A 15,496-nucleotide genomic window follows, 5' to 3' on the forward strand; every position below is an offset into this window, starting at 1 on the left:
ACAGCGGTTTTATTATTATTTCTAATTGATGTTAATCAATCATTATTTCACTTCTTCAAAGTCTGCATCCTGAACATCTTCTGCCCCGTTTGCATTTCCTTGAGATTGTCCTGCATCAGCACCTTGAGCTTGTTGACCTTGTGCATACATTTCTTCTGAAGCCGCCATCCAGGCCGCATCAAGAGCTTCTGTCTTAGCTTTCACATCATCGCTGTTTTTAGCTTCAAAAGCGGTTTTCAATTCTGTGTGAGCAGTTTCGATTGCGGCTTTTTTGTCTGCAGATAATTTGTCGCCAAATTCTTTCAATTGTTTTTCAGTCTGGAAGATCAATCCGTCTGCTTTATTGAAGATCTCAACTTCTTCTTTCTTCTTAGCATCAGCTGCAGAATTTTCCTGAGCTTCTTTCTTCATTCTTTCGATTTCCTCGTCAGAAAGGCCTGATGAAGCCTGGATTTTGATTGATTGCTCTTTACCTGTCCCTTTATCTTTAGCAGAAACGCTCAAGATCCCGTTTGCATCGATATCGAAAGTTACTTCGATTTGAGGTACTCCTCTTTGTGCTGGTGGAATATCTGTCAAGTCAAATCTACCGATCTCTTTGTTATCGTTGAACATTGGTCTTTCACCCTGTCCCACTCTGATGCTTACAGCTGGCTGGTTATCAGATGCTGTAGAGAACACCTCAGATTTTTTAGTTGGAATAGTCGTGTTTGCTTCAATTAATTTAGTAAAAACAGAACCCATCGTTTCTATACCCAAAGAAAGCGGTGTAACATCCAACAAAAGAACGTCTTTTACATCTCCTGTCAAAACTCCACCTTGGATAGCTGCCCCAATAGCTACAACCTCATCCGGATTAACGCCTTTTGAAGGTTTTTTACCGAAGAATTTTTCTACTTCTTCCTGGATGATCGGGATTCTTGTAGAACCACCTACCAAGATCACTTCGTCAATATCTGAAGTTGATAGACCTGCATCTTTCAATGCTTTAGCAACCGGTTCCATAGAACGTCTTACCAAGTCTGCAGATAATTGCTCAAATTTAGCTTTGGTCAAAGTCTTAACCAAGTGCTTAGGACCTGTAGCTGTAGCTGTGATATAAGGAAGATTGATCTCGGTTTGAGGAGAAGAAGACAACTCGATTTTTGCTTTTTCAGCTGCTTCTTTCAATCTTTGTAATGCGATTGCATCAGATTTCAAGTCAACACCTTCCTCAGCTTTGAATTCGTCTGCCATCCAGTTGATGATCACATCATCAAAGTCATCACCACCTAAATGCGTATCACCGTTTGTAGACAATACTTCGAAAACGCCATCTCCTAGATCAAGGATAGAGATATCGAAAGTCCCACCTCCTAAATCGTAAACTGCAATTTTTTGGTCTTTGTGAGACTTATCCATTCCATAGGCCAAAGCAGCTGCTGTAGGCTCATTGATGATTCTTTCTACTTTAAGGCCTGCAATTTCTCCAGCTTCTTTCGTAGCTTGTCTTTGAGCATCATTGAAGTAAGCCGGAACAGTGATCACCGCTCTTGTTACTTCCTGCCCAAGATAATCTTCAGCAGTTTTCTTCATTTTCTGAAGCGTCATTGCAGAAATTTCCTGTGGTGTATATTCTCTGTCATCGATCTTTACTTTCACGGTATCGTTTGGTCCGGGAACTACTTCGTAAGGAACTCTGGAAATTTCCTGAGCATCTTCTTTGAAGTGTGTCCCGATAAATCTTTTGATAGAATATACCGTTTTCTTTGGATTCGTTACAGCCTGTCTTTTTGCAGGATCACCCACTTTTCTTTCTCCATCTTCTGTAAACGCCACGATAGAAGGTGTTGTTCTTTTACCTTCTGCATTAGGGATAACTACAGCATCCTTACCTTCCATTACTGCAACGCAAGAGTTGGTAGTACCTAAGTCAATTCCGATTATTTTACTCATTTTTATATGTTATTTTTTGTTATTATTAATTATTTACAATCAGCAATTCTCAATATTTGTACCACGCCATAAAAAGTGACAAATTGTCATTAACAAAAAAACTCCGTACGGGACGGAGTTTCATTTAAGTCAAAATAGTTAGTTTAGTGTTTGATAAATTTCATTGACTTGATGAAGTTACCATTATCATAAGTTCTTACATAATAAGTTCCAGCAGGAAGGCCTTTCACATCAATTTTATCAATTTCATTATTGATGTTTGCCTTTTTTACCAATCTTCCATCATTTCCGAAAATTTCAACTTCATTGATTTTAACCAAAGGTGAAGCAATTGAAATATAATTAACCGCTGGATTTGGGAAAAGACTGATCGAGTTCGACTTTTCTACATCATCAACAGCTAAAAGAGAGCAAGCGTTAGAATTCAATAAACTCGCTCTTGGACCTGCCATTGTATTTTGAGCTATAGTTTTCTGGTCGTTAGAGAACATTGCCATTTGTCTGTCATAAACGTAATCCATATAATTCATATACATTGCACCAAGTGTTGTAGAAACACAGGTGTAAATATTTACATTCGTTGGCTTCGTGAAATGAGGGTAATATGTTGCGGGCGTATCCGCACAAAAATCATCCCAACCTGTTTTTCCACAGTTATTTTTATTTGGTGTATCTCCATAATCTTCAACCGAACCCCAAGGATGTTCCAACCCAAAGTAGTGACCAATCTCGTGAGTTGCGGTTCTTCCTAGGTTATATGGATATGTAGCCGTGCCAGTAGTTCCAAATTGTTTATAGCCAATCGCAAGTCCATCATAAGCCGCACCCGCAGAATCTGGCAAATATGCCCAGCCTAGATAGTCTTCTGACATATTCCCAACCCAAATGTTAAGATATTTTGTAGGATCCCAAGCTACCAAACCAGATGATTTGTAATAATTATCATCAAAATTAAAACCTGACGCCACTGATTTTCTTTCGATTCCTGTAGTTGTAGAACCATCAGGTTTTTTTGTTGCCATGCAGAAAACCAATTCCATATCAGCAGCCACGCCTTGGAATCCTGCAGGCACAATTGTACCGAAATCAGAATTCAGTTTACGATAGTCATTATTCAATACAGTCAACTGAGACGCAATCTGAGCATCAGAAATATTCATTGCAGTGCTAGAATATAACACGTGAACAACCACAGGAATTGTGACAAGTCCTGCTTTTTTAGATTTGTAGTCGTTGTTTACCAAGAAATCCTTCAAAGCTTCTCGGTTAGCTTTCGCTTGTGGATTGGCAGCAAAAAACTCTGCCATTTTTTTGTCTGTTCCACAGGTTCTTTGTCCATAGGCACTAAGACAAAAAACACTTACTAATGTAAATAAAATTTTCTTCATATTTTTAAATCTTCAATAAAAGGGAGGCAAATGTATTAAATTTTTTAAAAAAACAAAGCTTTTTTATTAAAAATTTAATACATTATCATTTAATGGCTTCTACAAGGCATTTGTATTCTATTTAAAATTTAATTGACATTTAAGAAACATAAGGAACAGGCAAAACATTGTAGTTTACAATCCCAAATTAATACAATGGATTTTACTAATTTTGAGATTATCAAAAACCCTATAATGGCACAAGAATTTAATCCACGCGACGTCACCTGGCTTGGCTTTAATGCCAGAGTATTGCAGGAAGCAATGGACAAGAGCGTTCCTATACATCTCAGAATCAGATTCCTTGGGATCTTCTCCAATAATCTGGATGAATTTTTCCGTGTCAGAGTTGCAGGACTGAAACGTGCGATGGACTTCAAACAAAAAGTTTTGGCAGAGTCTTTTTATGATGCGCCATCAAAAATATTACAAAAAATAAATAAGCTGGTTATCCACCAACAGGAAGACTTTGACAAAACATGGAAAGATGTTCAGCGTGAGATGGCAAAAGAAAAGGTTTTCATAAAAGACCACGAACATCTTACAAAAGAACAAAAGGAATTCGTTGTGAAATATTTTGATGAGGAGGTAGAATCCAATGTGATCCCGATATTGCTTCACGATAACAAACCAATGCCATACCTGCGTGAGAAAAGTCTTTTCATTGGTATTGCAATGCGCAGAAAAGAATGGCAATACGAGAGCCAATATGCGATCATAGAACTTCCTGTGACTGCAAATGGTAGATTTGTCCTGTTGCCGACTCAAAATCCGGAGCAAAAAGATGTGATGCTTTTGGAAGACGTTATCATCTACAATCTTCCGCACATTTTCTCCTACTTTGGCTATGACGAATTTACGGCACATTGTTTCAAAGTGACAAAAGATGCCGAGTTTGACCTTGACAATGATATCAAAACAACCTTGGCAGACAAAATAGAAAAAGGCGTAAAAAGCCGACGAAAAGGGAAGCCAACCCGCTTTGTCTTTGATAAGGAAATGGATAAAGCTCTGCTGGAATTCCTTATCAAAAAATTAAATCTTACCAAAAAAGACAGTATTATTCCGGGACAGAAGATTCACAACTTCAGGCATTTTATGGATTTTCCCGATGTCTTCAAAGCTTATCAAAAACCTGTTGAAAGAACATCTTTCATCCATCCGGAATTTGCTAATAAACAAAGGGTCACAGATGTCATTATCAAAAAAGATGTTTTATTGACTTTCCCGTACCATTCGTATGATTCAGTGATCGATCTATTGAGAGAATCAGCGATGGACCCAGATGTGAAATCTATCCAGATCACAGCTTATAGATTAGCCTCAAGTTCCAAAATAATAAATGCGCTTATCAATGCTGTACGAAACGGAAAAGAAGTAACCGTCATGTTGGAACTGCGCGCCAGATTTGATGAGGAAAATAACCTTGGATGGAAAGACAGATTGGAACTGGAAGGCGTAAAGGTACTTTTAGGGATACCGAATAAAAAAGTCCACGCCAAACTGTGTGTCATCAAAAAAAGGGTCAACAACAGGACCATGCAATATGGCTTTGTAAGCACAGGAAACTTCAACGAGAAAACTGCCAAGATCTACGGAGACCATTTACTGATGACATCCAACAGGGCAATAATGGCAGATATCAATAAAGTTTTCAATGTTCTGAACAAACCCAAAGCTGACCCAACAGCAGTTCTGAAAACCTGCAAAAGTCTGATGGTCTGCCCTCAGTTCATGAGAGAAAAGATCATTGCTCATATCGATAAAGAAATCGAAGAAGCCAAAGCTGGAAGAAAGGCCGAGATGATAATCAAAGTCAATTCATTGAGCGATAAGACCTTGATCCTTAAACTTTATGAAGCTGCAAATGCCGGTGTCGATACCAAAATGATCGTACGGGGAATTTATTGTGCTGTGAATCAAAAGAATTTCAAGAAAAAAATATACGCCATCAGTATCGTGGACGAATACCTGGAACACGCCAGGGTAATGTATTTCTATAATAAAGGTGCAGAAAACATGTACATCTCATCTGCCGATTGGATGACAAGAAATCTGGACTACAGGATAGAAGCTGCAACTCCAATCCTTCAAAAAAATCTAAAAAAAGAGCTGAAAGAGCTTTTGGAAATTCAACTTCAGGATAATGTTAAAGCCAGAATTCTTGATAAAAATATGAGAAACGAATATGTAGAATCTGATAAGAAAAACGAAAACAGGTCGCAGATAGAAACCTATAATTATCTCAAAAATCAGAAATATTAATAATTTACTTTAATTTTATACTCTAATTCGTCTCAAGAAAAATGATAATTGCCGCTATAGATATAGGCAGTAATGCCGCAAGACTGCTCATCAACGAAGTCAAGGAAATAAAAGGACAAGCAGAATTCACGAAACTGAATCTCCTGAGAATCCCTCTGAGATTAGGCTTTGATGTGTTTAGCAACGGCGAGATTGGCGCAGAGAGAAAGCAGATGGTGATTAACACGATGAAGATTTTCAGTCAACTAATGACAATGTACAAAGTCGAACATTATCGTGCGTGTGCTACCAGTGCGATGCGTGATGCGAAAAACGGACAAGAAATCATCGACATCGTAAAAGAACAGGCCAGTATCGAGATCGAGATCATTACCGGAGACGAAGAAGCCACGTTGATCTATGAAAATCACGTTGCAGAAGGCCTGGACAAAGATTTCGCTTATCTTTACGTGGATGTAGGAGGCGGCTCTACCGAGTTGACATTCTACGAAAATAACAAGATGAAGTACGAACATTCTTTCAACATCGGAACAATCAGATTGTTAAACGGTTTTGTAACTCCAAATATCTGGGAGGAAATGAAAGACGAGATCAAAGAAAAGATCAAGAGCAAGCAGCCGGTTGTTGCAATTGGTTCCGGCGGTAATATCAACAAAATATTCTCACTCAGCAAAACCAAAGACGGTAAACCAATGCCGGTCTCTGTTATCAAAAAATACCTGAAAGAGATGCAAAACCTGTCTGTAGAAGAGAGGATGCATCTTTATCAGTTCCGCGAAGACCGTGCCGACGTTATCGTGCCGGCTCTACAAATTTTCAACAACGTTATGACCTGGGCAGATATCAAACATATCTATGTCCCAAAAATCTCCGTTGCAGACGGATTGGTGAAAAGCATCTACTATAATCTGAAGAAAAGGAAAACAAAATAATCATTTATCAAAATTACCTTACATCAACGTGAATCAAATTCCTAAGTCCTAATTTTGTTTCTATAAAAAATGAAACTATTATGGAATTAGGAATTGGGATGTTCGGAGATGTTTCTCTTGACACGAAAACCGGAAAATATAGAGATGCAAGCGTAAAACTTAACGAAATCCTTGAGCAGGTAAAACTAATGGACCAGGTTGGCCTGGATGTGTTTGCGATGGGCGAACACCACCGTGCAGATTATGCCGTTTCTTCTCCTGAGATCCTTTTGGCTGCTGCTGCAAGTATCACAAATAATATTAAACTGGCAAGCGGCGTAACAGTTCTCAGTTCATCAGAACCGGTGAAAGTTTACGAAGATTTCTCAATGATAGATCTGATCTCAAAAGGACGGGCAGAGATTTTCGTTGGACGAGGAAGCTTCATCGAATCTTTTCCTTTATATGGTTATGATCTGTCAGATTACGATCAGCTTTTTGAGGAGAAATTGGATTTATTATTGAAAATCAACAATGAGGAAAATGTAAGCTGGAGCGGAGTTCTTCGTCGTCCAATGGAAAACCAGACTGTTTATCCAAGAGCTTTTAACAATGGCATCTTACCAATCTGGATCGCTGTTGGTGGAACTCCGGAATCTGTTCTAAGAGCAGCAAAACTGGGATTACCTTTGATTGTTGCGATCATCGGTGGAATGCCAAAACAATTTAGAAACCTCATCGAGTTTTACAAACAGGAATACCTGAAAGCCGGACACGACGAGAGCAAAATGCAGATTGCCATCCATTCCCACACTTTTGTAAGTGATGACAAGAATGCGATTGACCAATATTTCTTCAATTACAAGTCCCAGATGGACAGAATCGGCAGAAGCCGAGGATGGGCACCTTATACCAAAGAACAATATGACGGGGGGAGAAGCAAAGAAGGCGCGCTATTCATTGGAAGTGCAGATGAAGTTGCAGAGAAGATCAACGATGTGAAAGAGCTGTTTGGGCTCACAAGATTCATCGGACATATGGATGTTGGGGACCCGTCTCACGATATAATGATGAAATCCATCGGATTATTCGGAGAAAAAGTGGCGCCGCAAGTCAGATAATCAGATTCTATGACGTTACAATTAACAAAAAAATAAAATTCAAATAACGAATGTCGAAAATATTTTGATAATGTTTTCGGCATTTTTGTTTCAATAAACACCATTCATTTTAATTGAATATTAATTAAAAAACCTTAAATATTTATTAAGATTCAATTAAAACCGCATCCGATATTTATATTCATTTTTGCTCGAATCTAATAAAAAAATAAAGTAAAAATGAAAAACAATTACCTTTTTAAAGGTCTATTGCCTATTGCTGCTATGTTTTACGGCACAACTCAGGCACAAACCCTAGTCCATTACTGGAACTTCAACAACAATGCTAATGTCGCAAGCATTATCACACCGACTTCCACTTTATTGAACGGTTCTATCAACGCCTCATCAACTGGGACTGGAAGTTCAGATACGTTTGTTGACTTTGCAGGAGGAACAGGTCAAAATTTCAACGCAGAAAATCTTAATGCAAGAAATGGCGACGCTTCCGGAACCCACTTGAGATACAATTACCCTATCAATGGAAATATTCAGTTTAATATCCCGACGACTGGCTATAGCAATGTAGTTGTAAAGTTCTCTACAAGAAGGTCTGGTTCAGGCGCTGGAAAACAAAAATGGTCCTACTCGCTGGACGGGACAACTTTTACAACTTACAATTATACCGCTGATAGTGATTCGGAAGGAGCTGTTTTGCCACAAGACGCCAATCCTAAATTAGTCACTCTGGATTTTTCAACTATTACAGGCGCATCCAACAATCCAAACTTTAAATTGAAAGTAGAATTCGTTGCAGGCGCGGGCGGTTCTGTAGGAAATAACAGATTTGATAATTTCACAGTTGACGCAGATAAAATCGGAGGGACCGATACGACCGCACCAACCGTAACTTATTCACCTGTAAACAATACCAACAATGCTTCGATAAGTGTTAATCCTACAATCAAATTCAATGAGAATGTAAGATTGATTGACAATGCTCCGATAACTTCAGCCAATGCTCAGAATCTCGTTGAATTAAAATTGAATAATAATTCAGGAACCACAGTTCCATTCACCACAACATTTGCTGATAATCAAATTACAGTAATTCCGAACTCTGCTTTAATTCCTGATAAGACTTATTATTTCGCTTTGAAACCAAATGTGATAGAGGACGAAAGTGACAATGCTGTAACAGCTTCAACTTCGAGTACATTCACAACAGCAGGGACAACTATTTCACTAGACAAAACTTTGATCAAAGTTGATGAGAATGCTGGAACTTTGGCATTCAAAATCAATGTTACGAACCCTTCTAATGCAACAGTCAATCTGGTGGCGAAACCAGCTTTCGGAACTGCGGACAGCAGTGATCATACATTTACTTCTGAAACTATTAATATCATTCCCGGAACTTCAACTTACACCGTTAACATCCCAATTATTGATGACTCGACACCAGAACAACAGGCGGAATATTTCGTTCTAAGTCTTGAAAATCCTGTTGGTGCTGCTATTTCAGGAGATGCGTCTTCTACAGTTTATATTATCGATAACGATAAACCATCACCTGCTCCTTCCAGCCAAATTACTTTAAATTATATCGGAAGTTTTGACCCTTCCAGTAATGGTAACAGTTCTACGGAAATTGTAGTTCACGACCCGCAAACTCAAAGATTGTTCACGATTAGTTCTTTGACTGATTTTTTTGACATCATCGATTTCTCGAATCCGTTGACACCAACTGTAATCAAAACTGTGGATATGAAACCTTACGGAGGAATCACAAGTATCGCCGTGAAAAACGGATTCCTTGCCGTAGCTTCTCCAAACGGAGCAAATGCCCAAGCTAATGGTTCTGTTGTTTTCTTTGACATTAACGGAAACTTTCTGAAGCAATTAACGGTCGGAGTTTTGCCGGATATGGTCACTTTCACACCGGATGGTAAAAAAGTAATGACCGCAAACGAGGGCGAACCCAATGATGCTTACACCATCGATCCGGAAGGTTCTATCAGTATTATTGATATTTCCGGAGGGATTGCAAACTTAACTCAATCTAATGTCAAGACGCTTTCTTTTGCGGGATACAATGCCCAGGAAGCAGCATTCATCATATCAGGCGGGAGAAAAGTAAAATCTGCGAGTACACTTGCCCAGGATTTGGAACCGGAATATATTGCCATCAGTTCAGATAGTCAAAAAGCTTGGGTTTCTTGCCAGGAAAACAACGGGATCATTGAGGTTGACCTTACAACAGACACGCTTGGAAACATCTGGGGATTAGGTAAAAAGGATATGAGCCTTGCAGGAAATGGCTTCGATGCTTCCGACAACAACGGCGAAGTTCTGATTGCGAACTGGCCAGTGAAAGCTTATTACAATCCGGATGCAATGGCTTCTTTCAGGATTGGAAATACCAACTATCTTGTGACAGCTAATGAAGGTGATGAAAAAGATTTGGGAGGATTCAGCGAGAGAACAACGGTTGGGGCAAACGGTTATGTTCTGAATCCAGCTAATTTCCCGAATGCTTCTATCTTGAAAGCTTCTCATAATTTAGGAAGATTCCGAGTGACGAATGTGAATGGAAACACAGATAGCAACACAGATTTTGAGGAAATCAATGCTTTGGGAGCAAGATCTTTCTCTATCTTCAATGCGGATACAAAAGCTATTGTTTATGATAGTGGCGACCAGTTCGAAAGGTATATTGCCGAGAATCATCCTTTGATCTTCAATGCAGACAACGAAGCGAATGGCGCAAAATCAAGAAGTCGTGCAAAAGGTCCAGAACCAGAAGGTGTAACATTGGGAACGATTGCAGGACAGACTTTCGCTTTCATCACTTTAGAAAGAACCGGCGGCGTAATGGTCTATAACGTAACCGATCCGAACAACGTAACTTTTACAGATTACAAACACTCCAGAATGACATCAGCTTATGGAGGAGATAATGGTCCGGAAGGAGTAACATACATCGCTCCCGAAAACTCTGCAACAGGGAAAGGTTATGTGGTAATCGCCAACGAGATCAGTGGAACTTTGTCAATGTACGAAATAGCGCTATCTCCGGAGTTGGCAACGGGTGATGTGAAAAACGAAAAAGCAACGTTCAACATCTTCCCAAATCCTGTGAGCAAAGGAAATCTTCTTTATTTCAACAGAGCCCAGGGCTACGAATTATACGATATGTCAGGAAAACTATTATCTAAGGAAAACAATGCCTTAACCATCGACACATCCAGACTTTCAACAGGCGTTTATCTTGTAAAAACCTCGGAAGGTTTTATAAAAAGAGTGATTGTAAAATAAGTTTCTCTTTGATAAATGACAAAAAAAGCCTCAGGTTTTCTGAGGCTTTTTTACGTTTCAAAATCTGAAAAAATGACCTCTTGCAAGTCCTATGAACAAGACATTTGCAGAGATAAACGTCCGTGCTTTTCAGGGAAAGTTTTCAATGGTTGATTTTAACTAAAACTATTTTAGTTCAACCTTATTTCCCCGATAAACAAAGGATTGTGAATTTGCAGGAATATAGTTGATTTTAAAATCATTAATTCTTCTAGAAGTCAAATAGGGATTAATGACAAAGTCTAAAATCTTACTTTCATTTTTATTCTCTTTCATCCAAAAGACAACATGGTCCTTATCTTTTACGCTCACGATCTTCTCCCTGTAAAAACTATGAACCAGCATTTCGTCTTTATTATATTGATGAATATTAAACAAAATTCTAATTGCAAAAAATGCGAAAAGACAAAATCCAAACCTCAGCAGACTCTTTGGTTTGATAGTATCTTTGATTAAGAATTTCAAGAAATAAATCGATAAAAGAAGAATACTTAATTCTAGAATATTGAGTGGAATATTCTTTGTCATCAAAGATTCGAAACCAGAAAACCAATGAATGATTTTCAGAATATACTCAACAAAAATATCAAACCCTTTATACAAAAACGGAATATGACTCAATCCGAAAGCAATCAAAACCACAATTAACAAAGAAGAAATAATGATCAATTCAGACAACGGAATAATCAAAAAATTCGCAATAATTGAAACAAAGGAAAACTGGTGAAAATAATAAATCGCTAAAGGCAAAGTCGCAATCTGCGCAGCAAAGGTCATTGCAGAGATTTCGTAAAATAATTTTTCCGCTTTGAATTTTGGTTTTCTGAATAGATTCTTGATTGGATTCGTCAGCCACCAGATTCCCAAAACAGCAACGTAACTCAACTGAGATCCAATATCAAACAATTGATTTGAATCTACAATCAAAAGAATAAAAGCCGACAATGCCAAAGAATGCAACAAATCTGATTTTCGCTGCAACAAAACCATAATATAATAACATGAGATCATCAGGCAACTTCGCATCACAGAACTTCCATAATCGATGAAAATAGCAAAAGCCCAAATAAGAAGAATACTCAATACAATGGAAGCTTTTCTAAATTTGACAGGAATAATTTGATTAAAAACTGTTAAAACAATCCAGAAAATAATCACCATATGCGAGCCGGAAATTGCCAAAAGGTGCGTCAATCCAGTTTGATTGAAATCTTTAACCGTTTCTCCATCCATCTCAGTTCTGTCCGACAAAATGATTCCTTTGAGAAATTCCTGAATCTTTGGAGACAATGATGATTGGTTGATTTTGGTCAGGACATCCAATCGCTTTTGCCTGATTTTATCTTCAACAGAAATTGATCTTTTATCGGTTTTCAGAATATCATCCGGGAGGTAAGCTTGAAAATAAACGTCTTGCCTTGCTAAATACTTTTTGTAATCGAACTGGAAATCATTCTTGATTTCTTCCGGTTGGTGGATGTAAACTTCGGCTTTATAATAATGCTTGAAATCTAATGTTTCTAAATCTTTCGGAATACTGAGAACCGTTTTTACCGGAAGATTTTCTTTTTGTTTCAAATCCGATATATCGAGAACATCAACGTAATACTTCCGGTTCTTCTCATTGGAATTGAGTTTTTTATCAAGCTGAAAAACAATCGTTTCTTTTTGTTTTAAAATCGGAAGTTTGGGTTGTTCCGAATTATGAAAATGAACAAAAATCCCAATTGAGAAAAAGAAAAATCCTAAACAGTAATGTTTGATGTGTTGAAAAAATTTATTCTTAACTAATATAGAAAACAGAGAAGCAGTTGAAATTATAAGAAGTTGAAAGATGAGCGCCTGACTCATAATCAGGTGCTCTTGAAAAAGAATTCCTGCAATAAAGCATAGCAGCAATATCAGTAATGGCTGTTTTTTCATTGAAGTTCATTTGTGTTTTTGTGTGTTTTGAGTCTTCGAGAACCTCAGACTGACAACGTCAAATTTTAATAATGAGATGAGAGTTGTCACACTGAGCCAAGTCGAAGTGTCCTAGAATAAAGATAAGAAATAAAATATAAAGTTTGTCATTCCGTAGGAATCTCTGTGAGAATTGATGTGCCTGAACTTTATAATTTCTAAACTTTCAAAATATCATCAATGATTTTAAGATGATGATTAGTATGAAGGCTTAAAAACTTAAGTGTAGTTTTTTTATTCAGGTCGCCAAGGAAGGGATGCGTGATATAAGATCTCGAAGGCAGGTTTTTCACTGCTTCTAATCTATCTTTAGCCAGATTCAAAAGTTTTTCGGCGCTTTCTTTGGTTGGCGTTTCCAGTGGAACAAATTGTTTTGGAGATTTAATTTTCCCTCTCGGAATCATTCCAAAATTGAGAAACACAAACTTCTTGATACTGAATTTCGGTTTATAGTTGTCCGGATTCGTCATAGTCAAACCTTTCAGACTTCCATTGATGATCAAAAGCGAATGTTCGAGATGCCAGCCGACAGAAGTTTTAGAAATTTCTAATTTCTCTTTATTGATTTCTGGTAAAAGCAATTCTATTTTTTGTAATAACTTTTCTAATTCCATTATTTAGGATTTACAATGAGTTCCGCAGCATTTTGACTTGCTCCGCTTCCACCAAGTTTTGTTCTCAGAACTTCATAATTATTCAGAACCTCATCTCTTTTTTTTGTATTGAGAATCTTATCAAGCTCCTCAACGAGGTTTTTAGTATTCAGATCATTTTGGATGAGTTCTGTTACGACCTCTTTGTCCATGATCAGATTGACCAAAGAAATATATTTGATATTCTTGATCAATCGTTTCCCGATTTCGTAAGAGATTCGGCTTCCTTTGTAGCAGACCACTTCCGGAATATTGAGTAACGCGGTTTCCAAAGTTGCTGTTCCCGAAGTTACCAAAGCAGCTTGGGAACATCTTAGCAAATCATAAGTTCTGTTGGAGACAAAATGAACATCTTCATCTACAAACTGCTCATAAAAATGTTTGTCAAGGCTTGGCGCACCAGCAATCACGAACTGATAATCTGGAAAATCATTTCTCACAGAAAGCATGGTTTCCAGCATTTTGGAAACCTCCTGTTTTCTGGAACCTGGCAAGAGCGCAATAATTTCCTTATTATTCAGATGATTTTCTTTTTTGAATTTGTGAATATCAATCGGTGGTAAACCTTCAATCGCATCAAGAAGCGGATGTCCTACAAAATGCGCCTCGACCTGATGTTTCTTGTAAAAATCTTTTTCGAAAGGAAGAATCACAAGCATCTCATCAACGTATTTTTTGATCGTTTCAACACGACCTTCTTTCCAGGCCCAAAGCTGAGGCGAAATATAATAAACAACCCTGATTCCCAATTCTTTGGCAAACTTCGCAATCCTCAAGTTGAATCCCGGATAATCCACCAGGATCAAAACATCAGGCTTATTTTCCAGGATATCTTTTTTGCAGAACCTGATATTGTTGAGAATGGTCCTCAGATTCTGAACAACTTCCAAAAATCCCATAAAGGCCAAATCCCGATAATGTTTGACCAAAGTTCCGCCCTGCTTCTGCATCAGATCGCCTCCCCAAAAACGAAATTCTGCGCTTTGGTCTTTTTGTTTGATGGCTTTCATTAAGTTGGAAGCGTGCAAATCACCGGAAGCTTCGCCTGCTATGATATAATATTTCAAGGTTTCTGGGTTTTAGATTTTGAAAGTCTTTTCGATAGATAGATCTAAAGAAGTTTTCCGTTCAAAATGGTTAACTTTGAACAAAATTAAAGCTTTTTAAGCGATCAGGATTGAGAAAGTTCTCATCTGGGAAAATTTTGTTTTACAGACCAGTGCCTAGCCCCGATTGCAATGGAAATCCTTTTGCTTTTCTTTCACATAAGGAAAAGCAAAAGATTGTAATGGAAAGCGGGATTAAGCTCCAAAAAAATTATTAAAATTACAAAATGGAAGATATCGTAAATAAAGTTGCGAACAGCGGGTTGGTGAATTTTGATATTTCTGACCTTGTTCCGAAAGGGAAACGTTTGGGAATCGACATCAAGGATTTTCTTTGGGAAGGAATGATCCTGAAGGAAAAAGACTTCCGTGAAAAGATCAAAAATATTGATGAGGAAATTTATAAAGATGCCTATGTTTACATCTATTGTTCCGAGGATGTGATCATCCCGTTATGGGCGTATTTTCTGATCACTTCCAAAATTACGGATGCTGCAAAGAAAATTGTGTTCGGAAACAGAGAAGATCTGGAAGTTCTGTTGATGCATAACGCCATCCAGACCTATGATTTTTCTGAGCTGCGAGACAAACGTGTCTTGGTAAAAGGCTGCAGCGACGAGTTTATCCCAAACAATGCTTACGTTGAACTGGTGGAACAACTGAAACCACTTGTGAAGTCCCTGATGTTTGGGGAAGCGTGCAGTAATGTTCCGATCTTTAAAAATTAAAATTTTTTCTGCAGAAATTGCCAAATGTTTTTATCTTTGATTTACAAATTAA

10 protein-coding genes are annotated in these 15,496 nt (G+C 37.9%); 5 read left to right on the top strand and 5 right to left on the bottom strand.

Translation table 11 applies throughout. The features are described 5' to 3' along the window. Positions 1–42: 42 nt before the first annotated feature. Positions 43–1,935 carry a molecular chaperone DnaK gene (gene dnaK, locus BLT30_RS17535; RefSeq protein ID WP_089875045.1) on the bottom strand — a complete coding sequence of 631 codons (1,893 nt, stop codon included), beginning with the start codon at positions 1,933–1,935 and terminating at the stop codon, positions 43–45. Positions 1,936–2,078: 143 nt separating this feature from the next. Next, positions 2,079–3,323 carry a zinc-dependent metalloprotease gene (locus BLT30_RS17540; RefSeq protein ID WP_089875047.1) on the bottom strand — a complete coding sequence of 415 codons (1,245 nt, stop codon included), beginning with the start codon at positions 3,321–3,323 and terminating at the stop codon, positions 2,079–2,081. Positions 3,324–3,557: 234 nt separating this feature from the next. Between BLT30_RS17540 and ppk1 the strand changes: the two genes are divergently transcribed. The 4 genes from ppk1 (at position 3,558) to BLT30_RS17560 (ending at position 10,956) form a co-directional block, all read left to right on the top strand. Continuing rightward, entirely contained in the window at positions 3,558–5,627 is a 2,070-nt protein-coding gene (ppk1, locus tag BLT30_RS17545) for a polyphosphate kinase 1 (RefSeq protein ID WP_089875118.1), read from the top strand. 41 nt (positions 5,628–5,668) lie between these two features. Beyond that, positions 5,669–6,559 carry a Ppx/GppA phosphatase family protein gene (locus tag BLT30_RS17550; RefSeq protein WP_089875048.1) on the top strand — a complete coding sequence of 297 codons (891 nt, stop codon included), beginning with the start codon at positions 5,669–5,671 and terminating at the stop codon, positions 6,557–6,559. An 80-nt stretch (positions 6,560–6,639) separates the two neighbouring features. After that, complete coding sequence (locus BLT30_RS17555; protein ID WP_089875050.1) at positions 6,640–7,659, top strand: LLM class flavin-dependent oxidoreductase; 1,020 nt, start codon at positions 6,640–6,642, stop codon at positions 7,657–7,659. A 219-nt stretch (positions 7,660–7,878) separates the two neighbouring features. Further along, positions 7,879–10,956, top strand: coding sequence for a choice-of-anchor I family protein (locus tag BLT30_RS17560; protein WP_089875052.1), 3,078 nt, complete (start codon positions 7,879–7,881; stop codon positions 10,954–10,956). A gap of 165 nt (positions 10,957–11,121) precedes the next feature. Here the strand turns inward: BLT30_RS17560 and BLT30_RS17565 are convergent, their stop codons facing one another. The 3 genes from BLT30_RS17565 to lpxB form a co-directional block, all read right to left on the bottom strand. Beyond that, a complete protein-coding gene (locus BLT30_RS17565) occupies positions 11,122–12,918 on the bottom strand; it encodes a ComEC/Rec2 family competence protein (protein WP_089875054.1) in 1,797 nt (598 codons plus the stop codon). A gap of 197 nt (positions 12,919–13,115) precedes the next feature. Continuing rightward, positions 13,116–13,571, bottom strand: coding sequence for a DUF1569 domain-containing protein (locus BLT30_RS17570; RefSeq protein WP_089875056.1), 456 nt, complete (start codon positions 13,569–13,571; stop codon positions 13,116–13,118). Next, entirely contained in the window at positions 13,571–14,677 is a 1,107-nt protein-coding gene (gene lpxB / locus BLT30_RS17575; RefSeq protein WP_089875058.1) for a lipid-A-disaccharide synthase, read from the bottom strand. The genes BLT30_RS17570 and lpxB overlap by 1 nt, the downstream gene beginning before the upstream one ends. Before the next feature lie 266 nt (positions 14,678–14,943). On the opposite strand from lpxB, the gene BLT30_RS17580 reads away from it, so the two are divergent. After that, positions 14,944–15,444, top strand: a complete 501-nt coding sequence (locus tag BLT30_RS17580; RefSeq protein WP_089875060.1) for a DUF2480 family protein — start codon at positions 14,944–14,946, stop codon at positions 15,442–15,444. Positions 15,445–15,496 lie beyond the last annotated feature (52 nt).

The sequence above is a fragment of the Epilithonimonas hungarica genome (assembly GCF_900102265.1).
GTDB lineage: Bacteria > Bacteroidota > Bacteroidia > Flavobacteriales > Weeksellaceae > Epilithonimonas > Epilithonimonas hungarica.

Bases quoted from the DNA above. Each gene is read 5' to 3' on its own strand.
- dnaK (WP_089875045.1), bottom strand. From the start codon at position 1,935: ATGAGTAAAATAATCGGAATTGACTTAGGTACTACCAACTCTTGCGTT.
- BLT30_RS17540 (WP_089875047.1), bottom strand. From the start codon at position 3,323: ATGAAGAAAATTTTATTTACATTAGTAAGTGTTTTTTGTCTTAGTGCC.
- ppk1 (WP_089875118.1), top strand. From the start codon at position 3,558: ATGGCACAAGAATTTAATCCACGCGACGTCACCTGGCTTGGCTTTAAT.
- BLT30_RS17550 (WP_089875048.1), top strand. From the start codon at position 5,669: ATGATAATTGCCGCTATAGATATAGGCAGTAATGCCGCAAGACTGCTC.
- BLT30_RS17555 (WP_089875050.1), top strand. From the start codon at position 6,640: ATGGAATTAGGAATTGGGATGTTCGGAGATGTTTCTCTTGACACGAAA.
- BLT30_RS17560 (WP_089875052.1), top strand. From the start codon at position 7,879: ATGAAAAACAATTACCTTTTTAAAGGTCTATTGCCTATTGCTGCTATG.
- BLT30_RS17565 (WP_089875054.1), bottom strand. From the start codon at position 12,918: ATGAAAAAACAGCCATTACTGATATTGCTGCTATGCTTTATTGCAGGA.
- BLT30_RS17570 (WP_089875056.1), bottom strand. From the start codon at position 13,571: ATGGAATTAGAAAAGTTATTACAAAAAATAGAATTGCTTTTACCAGAA.
- BLT30_RS17580 (WP_089875060.1), top strand. From the start codon at position 14,944: ATGGAAGATATCGTAAATAAAGTTGCGAACAGCGGGTTGGTGAATTTT.